The 18,013-nt window shown below is 37.5% G+C and carries 11 protein-coding genes; 8 read left to right on the forward strand and 3 right to left on the reverse strand.

Features of this window, described 5'->3' with window-relative positions:
* Nucleotides 1–67: 67 nt before the first annotated feature.
* Nucleotides 68–6,190 (reverse strand): alpha-2-macroglobulin family protein, encoded by a 6,123-nt coding sequence (locus G5B37_RS12545; RefSeq protein WP_164680372.1) that lies wholly within the window; start codon nt 6,188–6,190, stop codon nt 68–70.
* Between the two features lie 249 nt (nt 6,191–6,439).
* On the opposite strand from G5B37_RS12545, the gene G5B37_RS12550 reads away from it, so the two are divergent.
* Complete coding sequence (locus G5B37_RS12550; protein ID WP_164680373.1) at nt 6,440–7,393, forward strand: tetratricopeptide repeat protein; 954 nt, start codon at nt 6,440–6,442, stop codon at nt 7,391–7,393.
* 275 nt (nt 7,394–7,668) lie between these two features.
* Nucleotides 7,669–9,024 carry a UDP-N-acetylmuramate--L-alanine ligase gene (locus G5B37_RS12555; protein ID WP_164680374.1) on the forward strand — a complete coding sequence of 452 codons (1,356 nt, stop codon included), beginning with the start codon at nt 7,669–7,671 and terminating at the stop codon, nt 9,022–9,024.
* Between the two features lie 6 nt (nt 9,025–9,030).
* Here G5B37_RS12555 and G5B37_RS12560 read toward each other — a convergent pair whose 3' ends face one another.
* Both G5B37_RS12560 and gldA read right to left on the reverse strand, forming a co-directional pair.
* Complete coding sequence (locus tag G5B37_RS12560; protein ID WP_164680375.1) at nt 9,031–9,627, reverse strand: FMN-binding negative transcriptional regulator; 597 nt, start codon at nt 9,625–9,627, stop codon at nt 9,031–9,033.
* A 65-nt stretch (nt 9,628–9,692) separates the two neighbouring features.
* Complete coding sequence (gene gldA, locus G5B37_RS12565) at nt 9,693–10,595, reverse strand: gliding motility-associated ABC transporter ATP-binding subunit GldA (RefSeq protein ID WP_164680376.1); 903 nt, start codon at nt 10,593–10,595, stop codon at nt 9,693–9,695.
* A 232-nt stretch (nt 10,596–10,827) separates the two neighbouring features.
* Here gldA and G5B37_RS12570 point away from each other — a divergent pair, with 232 nt between their 5' ends.
* The 6 genes from G5B37_RS12570 to G5B37_RS12595 are packed head-to-tail and all read left to right on the forward strand — an operon-like array spanning nt 10,828 to nt 18,010.
* Complete coding sequence (locus tag G5B37_RS12570) at nt 10,828–11,703, forward strand: prephenate dehydratase (protein ID WP_164680377.1); 876 nt, start codon at nt 10,828–10,830, stop codon at nt 11,701–11,703.
* On the forward strand, nt 11,690–12,772 hold the full coding sequence (locus tag G5B37_RS12575; protein ID WP_164680378.1) for a bifunctional 3-deoxy-7-phosphoheptulonate synthase/chorismate mutase type II: 1,083 nt from the start codon (nt 11,690–11,692) through the stop codon (nt 12,770–12,772). Before G5B37_RS12570 ends, G5B37_RS12575 begins: the two co-directional genes overlap by 14 nt.
* 20 nt (nt 12,773–12,792) lie before the next feature.
* Nucleotides 12,793–13,743 (forward strand): ribosome small subunit-dependent GTPase A, encoded by a 951-nt coding sequence (gene rsgA / locus G5B37_RS12580; RefSeq protein ID WP_164680379.1) that lies wholly within the window; start codon nt 12,793–12,795, stop codon nt 13,741–13,743.
* A 24-nt stretch (nt 13,744–13,767) separates the two neighbouring features.
* Nucleotides 13,768–14,220, forward strand: a complete 453-nt coding sequence (gene dtd / locus G5B37_RS12585; RefSeq protein WP_164680380.1) for a D-aminoacyl-tRNA deacylase — start codon at nt 13,768–13,770, stop codon at nt 14,218–14,220.
* Nucleotides 14,221–14,276: 56 nt separating this feature from the next.
* Entirely contained in the window at nt 14,277–16,166 is a 1,890-nt protein-coding gene (locus G5B37_RS12590) for a DUF3857 domain-containing protein (RefSeq protein ID WP_164680381.1), read from the forward strand.
* Nucleotides 16,163–18,010 (forward strand): transglutaminase domain-containing protein, encoded by a 1,848-nt coding sequence (locus G5B37_RS12595; protein ID WP_164680382.1) that lies wholly within the window; start codon nt 16,163–16,165, stop codon nt 18,008–18,010. The genes G5B37_RS12590 and G5B37_RS12595 overlap by 4 nt, the downstream gene beginning before the upstream one ends.
* Nucleotides 18,011–18,013: the final 3 nt, after the last annotated feature.

An 18,013-nucleotide genomic window follows, 5' to 3' on the forward strand; every position in this document is an offset into this window, starting at 1 on the left:
CATAAGCACGACCCCTAAAAAAAGTGCTGAAACAGTCGCGCCTATGCCGTCCAGTAAGAAGAGTTTATTACTCATTGTTTTCTACATTAATTCGAACCCCTTCACTATGGCTGCTAAACTCTGGTGCGTACATGCTTTGTATGGTAGTAATGCCATTGCTAAAGGTACCTGCATTGTTCACACGCAGGTCATATTCGAAAACATAGATACCTTTTCGTAGGGTGTCAAAAAAGAAATTGGTGCTTGCATCTTTTGTAGCTTGATAATACCCTAAACCATCTTGCCATTTAAAGGTAGATATTACATCGATAGGCTCTAATCCTGCAGCGCGCATATCTTTCATGTGTACAAAATCCATTTCACGATCGGCACGCAATTCTATACGTACTCTAACTAAATCTCCCACCTTTAGGTTTGTGTTTTCTGTAATGGCAGAAAGTTTCTCACCTGTAGCAGTGTTCTTTTTTAAGAACAATTTCTTCTGTAACTGTAAAGGTGTTTCGGCACTCGTAATTTTATCTAAATCTTCAAAATACTGCCAATACAGTCCGCCCCATGCAATACCTTTGCCTTTTTTCTGCATAGTAACGGTTGCCTGATTTTCTGATATTTCCGAAGAATTCCAGCTTGTTTTAAAATACCCGGTTCCGGCTTCAACTTTTACATTGTCAAGTTTAGAAGGATCTACCACTTCATTGCCTACGGTCACTTGCACTGCTTCGGTTACAGACAACCAATCGGTGCCTTGTAACAACAGCGCGTAGACAGCTTCGGTAGTGGCTTTGGTGGTGCTCCATTGGTTGGTTTGTTTGTTTTTGAGCAACCAAACTTTAAGGTTGTCTATAGTCTCAATATCGTTGTCTATTTCTGAAAATACTTCTATCATGAGCGCTTGAGTTTCTACAGGTGCCTGATACCAGTACCAAGAGGGTGTGTTGCTTTTCCAGTACATGCCCAGTTCTTCACTCGTAATACTGTTTTCCTTAAGTGCTTTCGTGATTTTGCCCGCAGCCGAAGTCTTACCATTTCTATGGAGTACTAGCGCAATCATGCCCTTAGAATAAAGGTTTCTTACGTTCCAATACGTCTGCATCTGTCCTAAATAATAATTGCTTATTTCTTCAACCTTCTTGCTTTTTTTAATATCTGGAAAGAAACTACGCATGTATAAATATTGTGTTTGCATTCTGCTTAAATGGTCTGCTGAATAATCTGGCTCTTTAGTGTATTTTGAGAGTTCTTTGTATTCTTTTACAAATTCGTCATCCAGATATTGTACCGCTTTTTTAATCATTTGCTGGGTATTATTCTCTCCAGCGGTTACCCCTAATTTGTCTAAATGGCCAAATCCGGTAGCGATATGTTGGGTGATATAGCGACTTTCGTAGCCTCCGTTAAACCAAGGCCAAGCACCAGAGCCCATTTGGCTATCTCGCAACTTACTTACAGCCTCTTCTTGTTTGCGCTGCATTAAATTGAGATCAAAGAGCAAGGCGATACGTTTTTTCTGTTCCGTTTCACTCTGTGCATCTCGTAACCAAGGTGTTTCCTGAATAAGCAACATTTTTAGTTCTTCGTTCTTTTCTAAATTGCTTATCAGCGCATCACTAGTGGCCCATTGGTCAAACACCGCTTTAATTCGCGGGTTGCTGTTAGCTATATGCGAAGCCAAAGTGTTGGCATAGTATCGCGCAAAAGTCTGTTCATTACACTCGTACGGATATTCCATTAAATAAGGGAGTGCCTGTACCGCATACCAAGCAGGGTTAGATGTTACCTCTAACGTTAGTTTGTGATGTTGCAAGGTTGTAGACCCATTATTTTTCATTTTATCTAGGGTGAATGTTTTAGTCTGATTAGAACGAACCCACATAGGTAGCGTTTCGGTAACCAACATTCTATTCGATAAAACAGGTAGTGTATTTTGCTCTCCATCGCTAAAGGTGTTTGTTTTAGCAATCACCGTATATTCAACCGCCTGAACGGTAGACGGAATTTCTAGTCGCCAGGACACTTGTGTATTGTTTTTCTTTTCTACGGAAAATTCCTGTATTGCATTCGTGTTCGCTAAAGCCACATCAACATCCTTTCCTGTTACAGCATCTTTTAATTGAAGCACTGCTTGTCCGGTTAAGTTGGTGTCGCTTAGATTTGAAATCTTACTGCTTATAATAATTTCGTCACCTTCTCTCAAGAATCTGGGAGCATTGGGTACCACCATTAATTCTTTTTGGGTGACCGTTTCAAATGTGGATACTTTTGTATTTAAATCTTTAGTATGCGCCAATAATTGAAGTTTCCAACGGGTTAATGCCTCGGGCGTGGTAAAGTTAAACGAGATGTTTCCGTCGGCATCAGTTCGCAATTGTGGGAAAAAGAACGCTGTTTCTTGTAGGTTTTTTCTAATTTTTACCGCAGAAAAATCGGTTGCTACTGCCAGCGAGTCTTGTTCACGAGTATTCGAAACACCAGGTAAATCTTCTAATACTTCTTCCATAGCTTCGTCTGCCATAGGTTCGCCTGGAGTAGCTTCAGCTTCTAAGGTGCTTACTGCATAGCCCAATGCTTTTTTCTCTCTTGGAGCGCCATAACCGGTAACTACCACCTCGCCATCTCGTACATTCAGTTTATTACTCACGGCTCTTCGGTATTTGTTGTATTCCCAAGATTGACCCGTAATGCTAAACCCAAACCACTTAAATTGGTCAAATTGCTGCACTTTATTGGTTGTTGTTTTTCTGGAATCAAATTGTAAATACATCGCCCGATTGCCAAAACTTTGGTTTGCTTCGGGGCTACCCCAAGTACGATATAGTAATGATGGTTGCGGATTAAATCTCCATGCGTGTGGTGCAAATTGATCTAGGGAAACATCGTACATGCTAGCCAATAACTCGGCAGATACCTGCTCTCCGTTAGGGCCTTTTATGGTGAAACTCCACGTTTCTGGCACTCCAGGTTCTAGTTTATCTCGAAACGTTTTAGTTTCAATACTTAGCTCGGTACTTGGAGCAGGTACCCGTATGGTTTTTGTACCTCCAACAAAACTGTTGAATGCCGATAAACTATGATGGATTGCAAAACCACCAATGTCTGCCGCCGTAACTGGCACGGAAATAGTTCTTGAATTATGATCTAAGGCGAGCACAAATGTTTCTGTAATGCTTCCTTTTTTCTCTACTGAAATCGTTGTTGTAATGGCTGTATTAGACTTAACAGTGACAAAAACGGTGTCGCCCGCACCATACGTTTGTTGATTGTACGAAATAGAAAATAGCTGGTTGTCGGCTGGGGTTTTATCCTTATCGCTATAGACTTGTGTGTACTGTTTTGCGACTACTTCTTGCCCAAAAACATCTGTGGTTTTCGCAATAATTAAATAGGCACCAGAAATCCATTTTTTTAGGTTCCCTAACTCAATGTTTTCAACCTTGTCGGTATGTATCGTTTTATTAAAAACTTGTTCTCCCTGTTCCCATGTCTGTATGTTGTCTTCATTATTATATGGATCGTTCGGAAATAATTTCTTGAATTGTTCTTTAGAATATTCTTGATAATCTGGCGCTATCCATGGGCGTTTTCGCAATACGGTGGTAGGAGCTTTCAGTTTATAAATAGAGACGGTTACAGTGGCAGGAACTTTTTCTCCATTCAAATTTTTAGTTGAAAGGCGCACTAATTGGTTGTTTTCTTCACGTTTTCGTTGCGATACTAGTTTGTCTATTTTCTCTGGCGCTTGTAAGCCAATGGTAAGCGCATGGTATCCCACCCGAATGATCGTGGTGGTGCTTTGTGTTTCTCCATTTATATCGGTAACATCTGCAGTTACTTCATATTCAAAAACGGGTTGTCCTGCTTTGTCTACTTTGCCATCTGGTATGGCCTTAAAATCGATAGTATATTCGCCTTTGTTATTGGTAGTGGTTTCTCCAAAGGTAATTTCTTGGCCTTCACCGAAATGCTGAGGGCGCCTCCAATAGTACCAACGCGGATATTGCACGTTACGTGTTACTTTGTACACCACTTTGGCATTGGTAATGTTGCTTCCTGAAAATGATAGTGCCTCACCTTTTACTGTAATAATATCGTTTACCCGATATGTATCTGTAACGGGTTTAAAATTGGTTTCAAATTTAGGGCGCTTGTATTCTTCTACCTTAAAGTATTTAAGGCTGTTTAATTTTTTGCCGTCATTGGCTTCAATTTTTAGATGAAACTGCCCGGTAAGCACCCCTTGTGGTAATACAAATTCTCCTGCTACGGTACCAAATTCATTTGTTTTTAGCCTAATACCATTAACGTCCTCATAATTTGCATCAACCAGCGTGATGATTACATCTTGATTAGGTACAACAACCGATTTCTTATTTTCAGTTTTAGTAACTATTCCTTTAAAATAAACCGTTTGCCCGGGTCTGTATATACCTCTATCTGTAAATAAGAAGCTGTGATAGGGGTTGGTGTTACCATCAGAATATCTGTTATAATTGTAGAAACTATAGAATTCTGCTTTGTCTCCTGCTTTGGTAACCGTTACATTATAAGTGTTGTACCTGCTCGTGCTAGAAGGAATTACTATAAATCCCTTTTCGTCACTAGTAAACGTTTTACTGCTGTTGTTATTACGTCGGTCTTTTACAACGCATTTTGCATAAGCAACTGGTTTGCCATTAGTTCTATTTACCACCTGAATATGCATATTGGCCTGATCTATGGTTTTTATCAGGGCAAGGTTGGTATACTGAATCTGAACGTTATCAAAAAGGCGTCTGTTTTCTTCTTCTGGGATACTCGCTAGCACCAAATAAGTTCCTTGTGTAAAGCCTGGTAATAATAACTCTGTACTGTGGTAGCGGTAATCACCTTCGTCTCTTAGCTGCTGTGTCCATTGTTTTTCTAGGGGTAGTTTCTCAATGTAATCTCGCTTTTTTTCCTTGTCGTATATTTTTTCAAGTGCTTTACTTTCTCTTTCTGAAATACGATACACCGAAAGTTGAATGCTTGGGGTATTGCTATAAGAAACTAACATTCGGCTATCACTTTCTATAGGAATGTAAGATTCTAACTGAAGTTCTAGGGTAGGAGCCGTTATAGTAAGTTTTAAAGTTTCGGCTTTAGAGGCAATATAAGTATCAGGGAAATTTTTTATGAGTTCCTCACAAATGGTCAAAGCTTGTTTATATGCCCAACGCTGGTCTTTATTTTCTGTTGCCGAATACGTCTGCCCTTGGTTATATGTATGTTGCGCAATTTGAAAATTGTAGAGTGCCTTGGCATACGGGATGTTTACATTGTTTTTTCCAATGTTTAGGGCCGAAAGATAGGCATCTTCTTTTGCAGTCATACGACCGTGAGCATACACAAACGAAAGACGTTCTATATCTACGGAAGCCAATGCAATATCGTTGTTACTATTAGAATGAAACTGTAATAACTCTTGATATACTTGAAGCGCTTTTAATTGCAACGAAGTACTGTCTTTTGAAGCTAACGTTCTCTTTTGAAACTGCTTTGCATCTCCTAAATACCAAGAATCTGTAATTTCAAAAGTATCGGTGGGTTTGGTAATCGCATTTTCTGAAGTTTTAAAAAAAGCCAATGCATTGTGCGCAAGAAAATCGTATAAAGTGGGGCGTAAAGTTTGCGTGTCTTCGTACGTTGATAGAATAGGTTCGAAGGCTGCTGTTGTAGTAGTTCGTAAAATGTCTTTGTTATTTAAAGACTCCTGGTAGTAAAAGGAAATTTCAGCAAAAAGAGTTTGCAAATCCCATGTTCTAAAATCGGTTTTGTCTACTTTGTTTTCGGTCTGGGTGCGTTGGTAAAATTTGTATCGATTCTGACTAAAGTAATCCCAATACAGCTTGGCAAGCATGTTCTGAAGTACATTTTTTACAGGGGCTTGATTTTTGGAAATTTCGGCTTTAAAGTCATTAACAACTTTTAGCTGCGCATTTTCTTCAAGGATAAGAGCAAATTTGCTTTTAAACAATAGTGTTTTTATAAGTTGCGCCTTATTTTTTTCTGCCTTTGCCTTTGCTTCAATTTGAGAAACGATTTCTAAAGCAGACTTTGGAGTGTCTGCTATTTCTAGCTTTTCTACCGCTGTCCAGAGGTCGTCGTAATTTGTATTTTGTGCATTAAGATGTGTCATACTAAAGATAAGCGCCAATAAAAGGTACAAAGGTTTCATACTACATAATTTTCTCGAAAGATAGTTTCAATACTCCGTTTCGTATACAAATAATGAGTACAGCTAGACAAAAAATGAGCCAAACCTACATTTGATTTAGGGAAATTCGTTTTTTGGAACTGTAATTGTATAAAGTTAGTAAAACCTAGATTATGAAACTGCCGTATATAGAGTTGTTTTCTGAGAGCTGCTTAAAATGCTATATTTGAATCTATAAAAACCTACGTTCGCTATTGCCGAAAATAAATTATGAAAAACCTACTTGTCTTATTGCTATTCCCCACCTTACTGTTTGCGCAAACATCGTTTGATAGTGCAGAAGCATACTTTAAAAAAGAACAATTTAGTAAAGCAAAACCGCTTTTTGAGCAGTATTTAAAAGAGCACCCTAATCATAAAAAAACGCGAGAATATTTAGGAGATATAGCGGGTTATAAAAAAGATTGGGACACAGCAATTGATTTTTACGAAGATTTAGTGAAAGAAGATGAGAATAGTGCGAATTATCATTTTAAATACGGTGGCGCATTGGGGATGAAAGCACTTTCTATTAGTCGTATTAGAGCTGCAACTTACATTGGCGACATAAAGGAGCATTTTGAAACGGCCGCACAACTGGACGCAAATCATATTGAAGTTCGTTGGGCGCTAGTAGAATTTTACATTCAGTTGCCCGGTATTATTGGCGGAAGTGAAAAGAAAGCGACTAAATATGCCAACCAACTTTTAAAAATTTCTCCGGTAGATGGGTATCTAGCAAATGGATACATAGCAGAATATAGCGACAGGCCGAATGATGCTGAACGTTATTACAAAAAGGCTATCGACGTAGGTGGTTCTCCCACTACGTATGAAAAATTGACCGCCCATTATGAAAAAAATAATAAACCAAAAGAAGCGATAGCCACTGCAAATAAATCGTTGCAAATTCATAAACGCAATAGCCTAAATTACCAAATTGGTAAAATTGCGGCGCAGTACAACCTAGACGCAGAACTTGGGATTAATTGCTTACAGAGTTATATAGAAAATCATTCGGTACGCGACGGGGTGCCTAAAGATTGGGCGTACTATAGACTTGCGCAGATCTACAAGAATTTAGGCAAAAAGCAAACCGCCTTGCAATGGATTGACAAAGCCTTAAGCAGTCGGCCAGATTTTAAAGAGGCAAAAGCCGAGAAGAAGAAAATACTTAGTTTGTAGTGATTAGCTATAATCTTGTTTCGTTTTTAGAGAGGAAGATAGTTATGGTTGTTTGGAGATGTAAGTAAGATTGCATCTTCTCAAAAAAATTATTGTCACTTACGTCTGCTGCTTTACACCCAAATCTTTGAATGGGATAATACAGAATAGATATTTTATCAGTTTTCTTGCTTTTTAAATGTATAAACTCCTCAACTTTTAATTGTTTCAAAAAGGAATCTACTAACTTTATACCTTTAAACAATTAAAAGGTTCCCGCCTACGCGGGCATTTCTATGCGAGTACATTTTATAGCTATTGGTGGTGCTGCCATGCACAATTTGGCTTTAGCCTTACACAACAATGGATTTCAAGTAACAGGAAGTGACGATGAGATTTTCGATCCGTCAAAAAGTCGTTTAAATGCTAAGGGTTTATTGCCAGAAGCGTACGGTTGGTTTCCAGAGAAAATTTCCGAAGAGATAGATGCTATTATTCTAGGCATGCATGCTAAAGAAGACAATCCAGAATTGCTACGAGCTAAAGAATTGGGGTTAAAAATTTACAGTTACCCAGAGTTCCTTTTTGAGCAGTCTAAAAACAAAACACGAGTAGTAATTGGTGGTAGCCACGGGAAAACCACTATTACTTCTATGATTTTGCATGTAATGCATTACCATAACAAAGAAGTAGATTATATGGTAGGAGCACAGTTAGAAGGTTTTGATACCATGGTGCATCTTACAGAAGAAAATGATTTTATTGTGTTAGAAGGTGATGAGTATTTGTCGTCACCCATAGATAGACGACCGAAATTTCATTTGTACAAACCTAATATTGCATTGTTGAGCGGTATTGCGTGGGATCATATTAATGTGTTTCCAACGTATCAAAATTATGTAGAACAGTTCGAGATTTTTTTAACTGAAATTACCAATGGCGGTACCATTATTTACTACGAAGAAGATGCTGAGGTAAAGCGTGTTGTTGAAACTTCTGCAGCCACCATTAAGAAAGTAGCCTACAAAACACCAGCCTATATTGTAGAAGAGGGTACAACATTACTAGAAACTCCAGACGGCCCTATGCCTATTGAAGTCTTCGGAAAACATAATTTGAATAATCTAGAAGGCGCTCGATGGATTTGCCAACTCATGGGGGTAGATGCAGAAGACTTTTATGAAGCTATTGCCACCTTTAGCGGTGCGAGCAAACGTTTAGAAAAAATTGCCGAGTCAGACACTGCAATTGCCTACAAAGATTTTGCCCATAGCCCAAGTAAAGTAAAAGCAACTACCAATGCACTTAAAAATCAATACCCAGATAGAAAGTTAATTGCCTGCCTAGAATTACATACCTATAGTAGCTTAAATCCAGAATTTTTAACCGAATATCAAGGGGCTTTAGATGCGGCAGATGTTGCTGTAGTTTTTTATTCTCCGCACGCAGTTATGATTAAAGGGTTGGAAGAAATCAAAATAGAACAAATTACCGATGCTTTTCAAAGAGAAGATTTAATGGTGTTTACGAACCCAGCCGATTTCAAAACATTTCTATACACTCAGGATTTTGAAGAGACCTCGCTGTTACTAATGAGCAGCGGAAATTACGGTGGCTTGGATTTTGAAACGGTTAAAGATTATATTAAATAACCTGAATTAACTGTAAATAGCTTCAAGAAAATCACTTGCATTTTTAGCAGATTGCTTTATAAGCTCTTTTTTTGCCAACTCAAAATCTTCCGAATTTTTATCCTGCGACAATTTAAACTTACCTTCCCAGTTGGTACATTCAATTTCAAAAGCTTGAATGTAATTAATGAGTCGATCCATTCTAGGATCGTCTATCGCTAGTTTAAATTTGTGCTCGGGTGCTTCTAGAAAATCGGTCATAGCTACCATAGTTTCCTTTGCAGCTTCGGGGTTGTTAATTAATTGAATGGTACCTGTAATATGAACAATGACGTAATTCCACGTGGGAAGTTGGGCAGTACCATATACACTAGGCGAAATATAGCAATCGGGTCCTTTAAAAACAACAGTCACCTTGGCGCCATCTACCAGTGTTTTAACTTGCGGATTCTGCCTGTCTATGTGTGCAACTAATTTTTGGCTGGTCTCATTGTAAATTATGGGAATATGCGTTACAAATGGTGCGCTTCCTTCGGCAGAAACCAACATGGCAAAAGGATATTGCTTAACAACGGCAATCATTTTTTTAAGATCTTCACTTTGGTGGTAGGGTGGTGGATACACGTTATTGGTCTCTTTTTAGATTTTTCAAATACAATTTTAGAACAAACTACAACAAACGCTTAATGTTACTTCGAAGTTGAGGTGAGTTCTACAAATAACTTCTCAAGCGTAGTGTTTTTTTGGTGGAGCTGCAGTATTTTAAGTCCGTTATCATGCGCAAAATCAAATACTTTACCGCGCATATCCTCTTGGGTGTCAAAATATATGTGGTAGACAAAACCTGCAGGATTCTCTATTTTAATAGTTTTTGGAAGTTTTTCTAGTGCAATCATTTCTATTCGGTAATCAAACTCTACTTCCACAATTTGCTGCTTTCCTTCTGTAAGTTCTTTAAGGTTTTTATCGAGTACAATTTTCCCTTTATTGATTATAATGACACGATCACAAATGGCTTCAACTTCTTGCATAATGTGTGTAGAGAGTAATACTGTTTTGCTTTTGCCCAACGATTTAATGAGTTCTCTAATTTCAATAAGTTGATTAGGGTCTAAGCCTGTTGTAGGCTCATCTAGAATAAGTACTTCTGGATTGTGTAAAAGTGCATTCGCAAGCCCAACACGTTGCCGGTATCCTTTAGAAAGTTGTCCAATTTTCTTATGCGCTTCGGGAGTAAGACCAGTTTGAGCAATAACTTCGGAAACTCTAGCGGTTGAAATTTTATAGATGTTTGCATTAAAAGCTAAGTATTCCTTAACATACATGTCTAGATAAAGAGGATTGTGTTCTGGCAAGTAACCTACACTTTTCTGCACTTCTTTGTGGGCTTCGGAAATTGAAAATTCATTAACCTGAGCGTCTCCCTCCGAAGGAGGTAAGAAAGTGGTTAAAATCTTCATTAATGTAGATTTTCCCGCACCATTAGGTCCTAAGAACCCAACTATTTCACCTTTTTTAATATGGAATGAAACGGCGTCTAGCGCTTTTTGTTCGCCGTAGGTTTTAGATATGTTGGTGACTTGTATAGACATAAAGCAAAGCTATAAATAAAAAGTTCAGCAAAATAGTTTGTCGGTTTTAAGATTTAACTATCTTTGATTGTACAATAACGCACAATGAACAATTTACGTACATTTTTTAGCTTCTGGTATTTCTATTTTAACAATAGGAACGGGAGCGCTATGTAGGTATTAACTATTTTATAAATACATTATAATCCCGGACCAAGTGTCTGGGATTTTTTTTGTCTTAAACTGAAAGCTTATGTCTTTAAAAATCGCCATACAAGGAATTGAAAGTTCGTTTCATCATCTCGCCGTTCAACAATTATTTCCAGATAAAAACATTGAACTAGTACCCTGCACCTCATTCGATAAGGTTGCAGAAAACATTAGTTGTATGAATGTAGATCTAGGTGTAATTGCTATTGAAAACACCATTGCGGGTTCTATTTTGCCTAATTATCAGTTAATAGATTCTTGCAATCTCAAGATTTTAGAAGAAACGTTTCTAACCATTAATATGTATTTAATGGCATTAAATGGGACAACACTTCACGATATAGACGAAGTACATTCACATCCTGTGGCATTGCAACAATGTAAACAATATTTAAAACGGTTACAGCCACATTGCAAGATTATTGAAGGAAAGGATACAGCTTCTGAAGCAAGACGAATAAAAGAAAACAATTTAAAAGGTGTTGCTGCAATCGCAGGAAAGCAAGTGGCTGAAAAATTCGGATTGGAAATTTTAGGTAAAAACATTCAGACCATTAAAGAGAATAAAACTCGTTTTGTTGTCATAGGAAGAGAGACGCCTCTTACTACATCTAAACTCAATAAGGCCACCTTAAAATTTCAGCTAGATCATAACATCGGAAGTTTGTCTAATGTTCTACAATTGTTGAGTACCTTTGGCATCAATTTAACTAAAATACAATCCTTTCCAATAGAAGGGAAGCCTTGGCAATACTCATTTTACGTAGATGTATTGTTTGACAATACAACACTGTTTGAAGAGGTAACCATACTATTGAGAAAAGCAGTCTCCCAACTAAGAATTTTGGGAATTTATAAACAAAACCTAGAAAACGCACCGAGCACATTAGCACAAATACCAAGCTATGAAAAATACTAAAGAATTACGAACCTGGTTAGACGCATTTGGTTTAGACCATCCCCTAGTAATAGCAGGCCCCTGCAGCGCAGAGACGGAAGCGCAAGTTCTTAAAATTGCACATCAATTAAAAGAAACCGACACTACGGTTTTGCGAGCTGGAATCTGGAAACCCAGAACTCGACCTGGTAATTTTGAAGGAGTTGGTGCCCTTGGCCTTAAATGGTTGCAGAAAGCTAAAGAAGAGACGGGCTTACTAACAACTACAGAAGTAGCAAATGCAAATCATGTAGCGCTTGCATTGCAACACGATATAGATATATTATGGGTAGGTGCACGTACTACGGTCTCGCCATTTATAGTTCAAGAATTGGCAAATGCCTTAAAGGGAACCGATAAAATTGTTCTTATTAAAAATCCTGTAAATCCAGATTTACCGTTGTGGTTGGGGGCAGTAGAGCGTTTTTATGAGGCTGGGGTGAAGAATTTGGGTGTTATTCATAGAGGGTTTAGTACCTATGAGAAAACACGCTATCGAAATAATCCTGAATGGCAAATTCCTATCGATCTTCAGAATAAATTTCCGGACTTACCACTTATTTTAGATCCTTCGCACATTGCCGGCCGTCGTGATATTATATTCGATTTATGCCAAACGGCTTTAGATCTTAATTACGACGGACTCATGGTAGAAACCCATTTTGATCCCGATAATGCTTGGAGCGATGCCAAACAGCAGATTACTCCAGAAACTTTAGATAAAATGACGGTAGACCTGCGCATTAGAAAGGAAGAAGGCGAAGCAGTAGAGTTTCGGAATAAGTTAGCAACAATGCGAGCACAAATAGATGTGATAGATCATAAATTGTTAGAAATATTAGGCAATAGAATGAAAATTAGTGATCAAATTGGTGCCTTAAAAAAGAACAATAATGTAGCTATTTTACAAACCAAACGTTGGAATGAAATTCTAGGTAAAATGATTTTACAAGGGGAAGATCAAAACCTGAGTGAAGAATTTATCTTAAAAGTTTTTAAGGCAATTCATCAAGAATCTATTAATCATCAAAAGAATGTCATCAATGCGTAAAGTTTTTGCAACTTTGTAATATGAAGGGGGTTGTCTACAAATCTACAGGAAGCTGGTACACCGTAAAATCGCAACAAGGCGATTTTTACGAGTGTAGAATTAAAGGGAAGTTTCGTATAGAAGGTATTAAAAGTACCAATCCAGTGGCGGTGGGTGACCACGTTGCATTTGAAGTAGAAACTAAAGGCGATGAAACCATTGGTATAATTCACACCATAGAAGAACGCGATAACTACATTATTAGAAAAAGTGTGAATCTGTCGAAACAAACACACATAATCGCGGCAAATGTAGATATCGCTTTTTTACTCATTACTTTTAACAACCCACCTACATTTACAACCTTTATCGATCGATTTTTAGTTACTGCCGAAGCGTACCACATAAAAGCAGTTCTTTTGTTTAATAAAATTGACACCTATACGGAAGACGAATTACTAGAGGTAAAATTTTTAGCTGCGTTGTATAGAAGTATTGGTTACGATTGTATTGGTGTTTCTGCACTAACTGGGAAAAATGTGGAAAAAGTAAAGGCAATGATGCAAGAAAATGTTTGCATGTTCTCAGGACATAGTGGTGTTGGTAAATCTACCTTGGTCAATGCACTAGAACCATCTTTAAAGTTGAAAACTGCGAGTATTTCAGAACTACACAAGCAGGGACAACATACCACCACCTTTGCAGAAATGTACGATTTGTCTTTTAATGCGAAGATTATAGATACTCCTGGTATCAAAGGATTTGGTGTGGTTGAAATGGACAAAGAAGAACTAGGTGATTATTTCCCCGAATTTTTTGAACGTAAACAGGCCTGTAAGTTTAACAATTGTCTTCATATAGAAGAACCACAATGTGCTATAAAAGAGGCCCTAGAGGAAGAAGAAATTGCCTGGTCACGGTATAAAAGCTACCTTCAGATTTTGGAAGGAGAGGAAGAGCACTACCGAAAAGATATTTATGATAAGGAGTAATTCCTGTTTTTGTAAACCAAATTTATGAGAGTCGTATTACAACGTGTAAAAAGTGCATCGGTAACTGTTTCAGAAGAACTTGTTTCAGAAATTGGTCGAGGCTATCTTATTTTATTAGGAATTGAAGCGGCAGATACACAGGAGGATATTGCATGGCTCTGCGGAAAAATTGCCAAATTACGTGTGTTTGAAGATGATAAAGGCGCCATGAATAAATCGGTACTAGATGTAGAAGGAGAAATTTTGGTAGTAAGCCAGTTTACGCTACACGCCAGCACTAAAAAAGGAAATAGACCTTCTTTTATTAAAGCGGCAAGACCCGAGCAAGCAATACCACTTTACCAACAATTTATAACACAATTGGAACAAGAGATTGGTAAGAAGGTGGGGACAGGAATCTTTGGAGCGATGATGGATGTTGCGTTGGTAAATGATGGACCAGTAACTATCACCATCGATTCAAAAGTTAAAGAATAAGTATGGCTTTGCCGCTTTTGTAAAAAATAATAAATTGCCCGCATACAACTAACTCTATGAGAATACCTTTTCTACTCGCTTTTCTATGCGTTTCTACTTCACTATTTAGTCAATACGCTATAAGTGAAATACCTGGAGATATTAAAAATGATGTCTATGCTGTTGTTAGAAACCAAGAAACACTGATTACAATACACGATTACGATAAGATAGAAATATATACTAAAGAAATTATCTCTGTTTTAAATAGGAAAGGGTTAGAAGCATTAAACCTTGCAGTAGGGTATGATAAAAGTAGTTCTATAAAAGCCATAGAGGCAAAGGTATTTGATGCTAAAGGGAAGGAAATTGAGAAATTTAAAAAGCGAGACTTTCATGATGTAAGTGCCACGGGAAGTAACTTATATAGTGATAATAGAATGATGTATATAGAGTATACACCGCGATCTTATCCTTTTACCATAGAGTTTATCGTAGAAGAAGCATCTTCTTCTACGGCATTTTTGCCAAGATGGACACCCACAAGCTATACCAACGTGAGTGTTGAAAGATCAACCTTCACGATAGACAATCCTAAACAAGTGCCTTTGATAAGTAAAAAGTTTAATCTTGAGAATTACGATGTGTCTATAGTTGAAACCCCAACAAAATATGAATACACACTAAAGAACCTCGAGAAATTACCAAAAGAACCCTTGGCGCCGCACTACACACAGTTTTTACCAATGGCCAAGGTGGCGCTGCAAAAATTTCAGTTAGAAAATGAAAGAGCCTATATAAAAACGTGGAAAGATTTTGGGCTTTGGCAGAAGAATAGCCTTTTAAAAGGTAGAGATAAAATTTCTGATGGGACAAAAGCCACCATTGAACAATTGGTGGCAGGTGTAGAAGACCCGAAAGAAAAAGCCCGAATTATATACGAATACATGCAAGGAAAGACTCGCTATATTAGTGTGCAAGTTGGTATTGGTGGTTGGCAACCTTCACCCGCAAAAGACGTAGACGAGTTAAGTTATGGCGATTGTAAGGCACTCACAAATTATACCATGGCATTGTTAAAGTCGCAGGGCATAGAATCGTATTACACGATTGTAGAAGCTGGTGAAAACGGTCGTGGTTTAGATGAAGATTTTGTGGCGCTTCAAGGAAATCATGTGATTTTAGCGGTACCGTTTGAAGATGAAAATGTTTTCTTAGAATGCACCAGCCAAAAAGCACCATTTAATTATATGGGTGATTTCACAGACGATAGAGAAGTTTTAATGGTCACTCCAGAAGGCGGGGTAATTACAAAAACACACGCATACTTAACAGAAGATAATAAGCAAACGCTTACCGCTACAGCATCTTTGTCGGGTGATTTAATTCTTACGGGTCTTATGAAACAGATGTCTGAAGGTGTTCCTTATGGTGATGTATCTTGGTTAGATGATGCTACTAACGATGATGTAGTGATGCATTATAAGGAGTCGTACGGACATTTAAACAATTTGTCTTTGGCAAATATTAAATTTGAAAATGATAAGCGCGCAATTGTGTTTACTGAAAATTTAAATTTTGAAACTTCCAATTATTCTTCTGCTGCGGGAGATAGAATTTTATTTAATCCAAATATTTTTACCCGATTTAAGTATTTGCCACCTAAGGACGATAATCGCTTGCTTCCGGTTCATATTAGAAGAGGAAAAAGTTACAACGATACCATTGAAATACAACTTCCAGAAGGAATAAGTGTAGAGGCTTTGTTTGACGAAATTGAGATAGTGTCTAAATATGGTACTTATCATGCTTCTATTACGCCTGTGACAGGGTCTAAATTAAAGTACCACCGTAATTTTGTTCTCAATGCAGGAACCTACAAAAAAGAAGAATACGATGACTTTGTAGCGTTTATTCAGCGTATTGTAAAGAAAGACAAATCGAAAATTGTACTCAAAGGTTCATGAAAATTACAACTGCAGTCACCCTTATATTTATTACGTTTTTTCAAATAAGTCTTTCGCAGGAACGGAAATTTGGAGATGTAACAATTTCAGAATTAGAGACAACTAAAGACGATTTTTTTGAAGATGCAAGTGCCGTTATTCTATATCGAAACATAAATTTCGAATATGGAAAGGCATTAGAAGTGCATGAACGAATAAAAATTTATAATTCTGAAGGGTTTGAACATTCAAATTGGACAATTTCTTTCGATGGTATTAGAGGCTTAAAGGCGGCTACCTATAACTTAGAGAATGGAAAGATAAAAGTTACCAAAGTTACTAAAGATGGTATTTTTAAAGAGGAAGTTTCCGAAGACACAGAAATTAGTAAACTAACGTTCCCAAACATTAAAGAAGGCTCTATTATAGAATTGAAATACCGAGTTACCTTCATCGGATTTTCAACCTTGTACACCCAAATGGGAATTCCTATAAAATATGAGCATATTAGCGTGTCTAACGGGTATTATGGAAATCTTTCAGTACGACAAAATCAATATGTAGAACTACCAATAAAAAGAGTAAAATCGGCACAGACAGATATTTTTATAGGAGAAAATGTACCTGGGCTCAAAAAGGAAAAGTTTGTTGGCAATATAGATAACCATCGTGGTAGTATACATATGGAACGACACAGTGTTGCGTATCAGCAGACCTGGACGAATGTGGCTAAAAAATATTACAATATAGAGTGGTTTGGAGCGCAATTGCGAAATGGCGATGCGCTTTATAAAAAAGATTTAGAACTATTATTAGCAGGTGAGACCGATACGCTAAAAATGGTAAAGAAGATTGAGCGATTTGTGAAAAACAAAGTAGAATGGGACAAAACTTATAGTAGAGGTTCTAATTATGTGAAAACAGTCTATCGAGAAAACAAGGGAGATACGGGAGATATTAATATGTTATTAATACATATGTTAAAGGCTGCAGGAATTAGAGCAAACCCAATTGCGGTGGCTACTAAAAGAAAGGGCTGGGTGAAATACCCAAATTTTAATGCCTTTAATACCGTTTTGTGTGTGGTTGATGTAGACAAAACGCGATACATTTTAGATGCCTCTCAAAGAAAAGCTGGCTTTGGTCAACTACCGCTACGTTATATTAATGGAGTAGGGCTTCTTGTAGATACAGATACAGGAGAATTTGCCCTGCAAGAGGTTGAAATACAAAAGCCGAGTAAAAATACCCTACTCGTTACTGCAGCAATTGCAGAAGACCAGATTTCTATGAAAGGAACTGTGAAGAAGCAAATAACAAATTATTATGCTCTTAATCATAGAGAATACTATTCAGATTTAGGTGTAGAAACGTATGAGGAGGCGCTCAATAATAAAGACTTGCTGAGTGTAGAAAATGTAGTTAAGAAGGATGTGGAGAATCCCGAGAAGCCTATTGCTATCTCATACAACTTCACCTATAACGACTACATAGAAGAAATAGGTGACAATCTTTATTTTGAACCGCTGCTTTTCTTGGGTGTTGAAGAAAATATTTTTAATGAAGAAGATAGGTTGTACCCAATAGACTTAGAGCATCCTTATGCTGAAAATTATATTATTACATTTGACATTCCTGAAGGATATCAAATAGAGAGTGTTCCCGACCCACGTATAATTAAACTAGAACACGATGTTGGGTTCTTGAAATTTAACATTCAAGATCGTGGCTCACAAATACAGGTGTTGTTTAACCTCGATATCAAGGAACATTTAATACCTGCAGACTTCTATCCAGCGCTTCAAGCCCTGTATGGGGAGTATGTTACCATCTCAAAATCTAAAATCGTATTATCAAAAATATAATAA

Origin of the sequence: Rasiella rasia (assembly GCF_011044175.1) — a bacterium.
Lineage (GTDB): Bacteria > Bacteroidota > Bacteroidia > Flavobacteriales > Flavobacteriaceae > Marinirhabdus > Marinirhabdus rasia.

Bases quoted from the DNA above. Each gene is read 5' to 3' on its own strand.
- G5B37_RS12545 (WP_164680372.1), bottom strand. From the start codon at position 6,190: ATGAAACCTTTGTACCTTTTATTGGCGCTTATCTTTAGTATGACACAT.
- G5B37_RS12550 (WP_164680373.1), top strand. From the start codon at position 6,440: ATGAAAAACCTACTTGTCTTATTGCTATTCCCCACCTTACTGTTTGCG.
- G5B37_RS12555 (WP_164680374.1), top strand. From the start codon at position 7,669: ATGCGAGTACATTTTATAGCTATTGGTGGTGCTGCCATGCACAATTTG.
- gldA (WP_164680376.1), bottom strand. From the start codon at position 10,595: ATGTCTATACAAGTCACCAACATATCTAAAACCTACGGCGAACAAAAA.
- G5B37_RS12570 (WP_164680377.1), top strand. From the start codon at position 10,828: ATGTCTTTAAAAATCGCCATACAAGGAATTGAAAGTTCGTTTCATCAT.
- G5B37_RS12575 (WP_164680378.1), top strand. From the start codon at position 11,690: ATGAAAAATACTAAAGAATTACGAACCTGGTTAGACGCATTTGGTTTA.
- rsgA (WP_164680379.1), top strand. From the start codon at position 12,793: ATGAAGGGGGTTGTCTACAAATCTACAGGAAGCTGGTACACCGTAAAA.
- dtd (WP_164680380.1), top strand. From the start codon at position 13,768: ATGAGAGTCGTATTACAACGTGTAAAAAGTGCATCGGTAACTGTTTCA.
- G5B37_RS12590 (WP_164680381.1), top strand. From the start codon at position 14,277: ATGAGAATACCTTTTCTACTCGCTTTTCTATGCGTTTCTACTTCACTA.
- G5B37_RS12595 (WP_164680382.1), top strand. From the start codon at position 16,163: ATGAAAATTACAACTGCAGTCACCCTTATATTTATTACGTTTTTTCAA.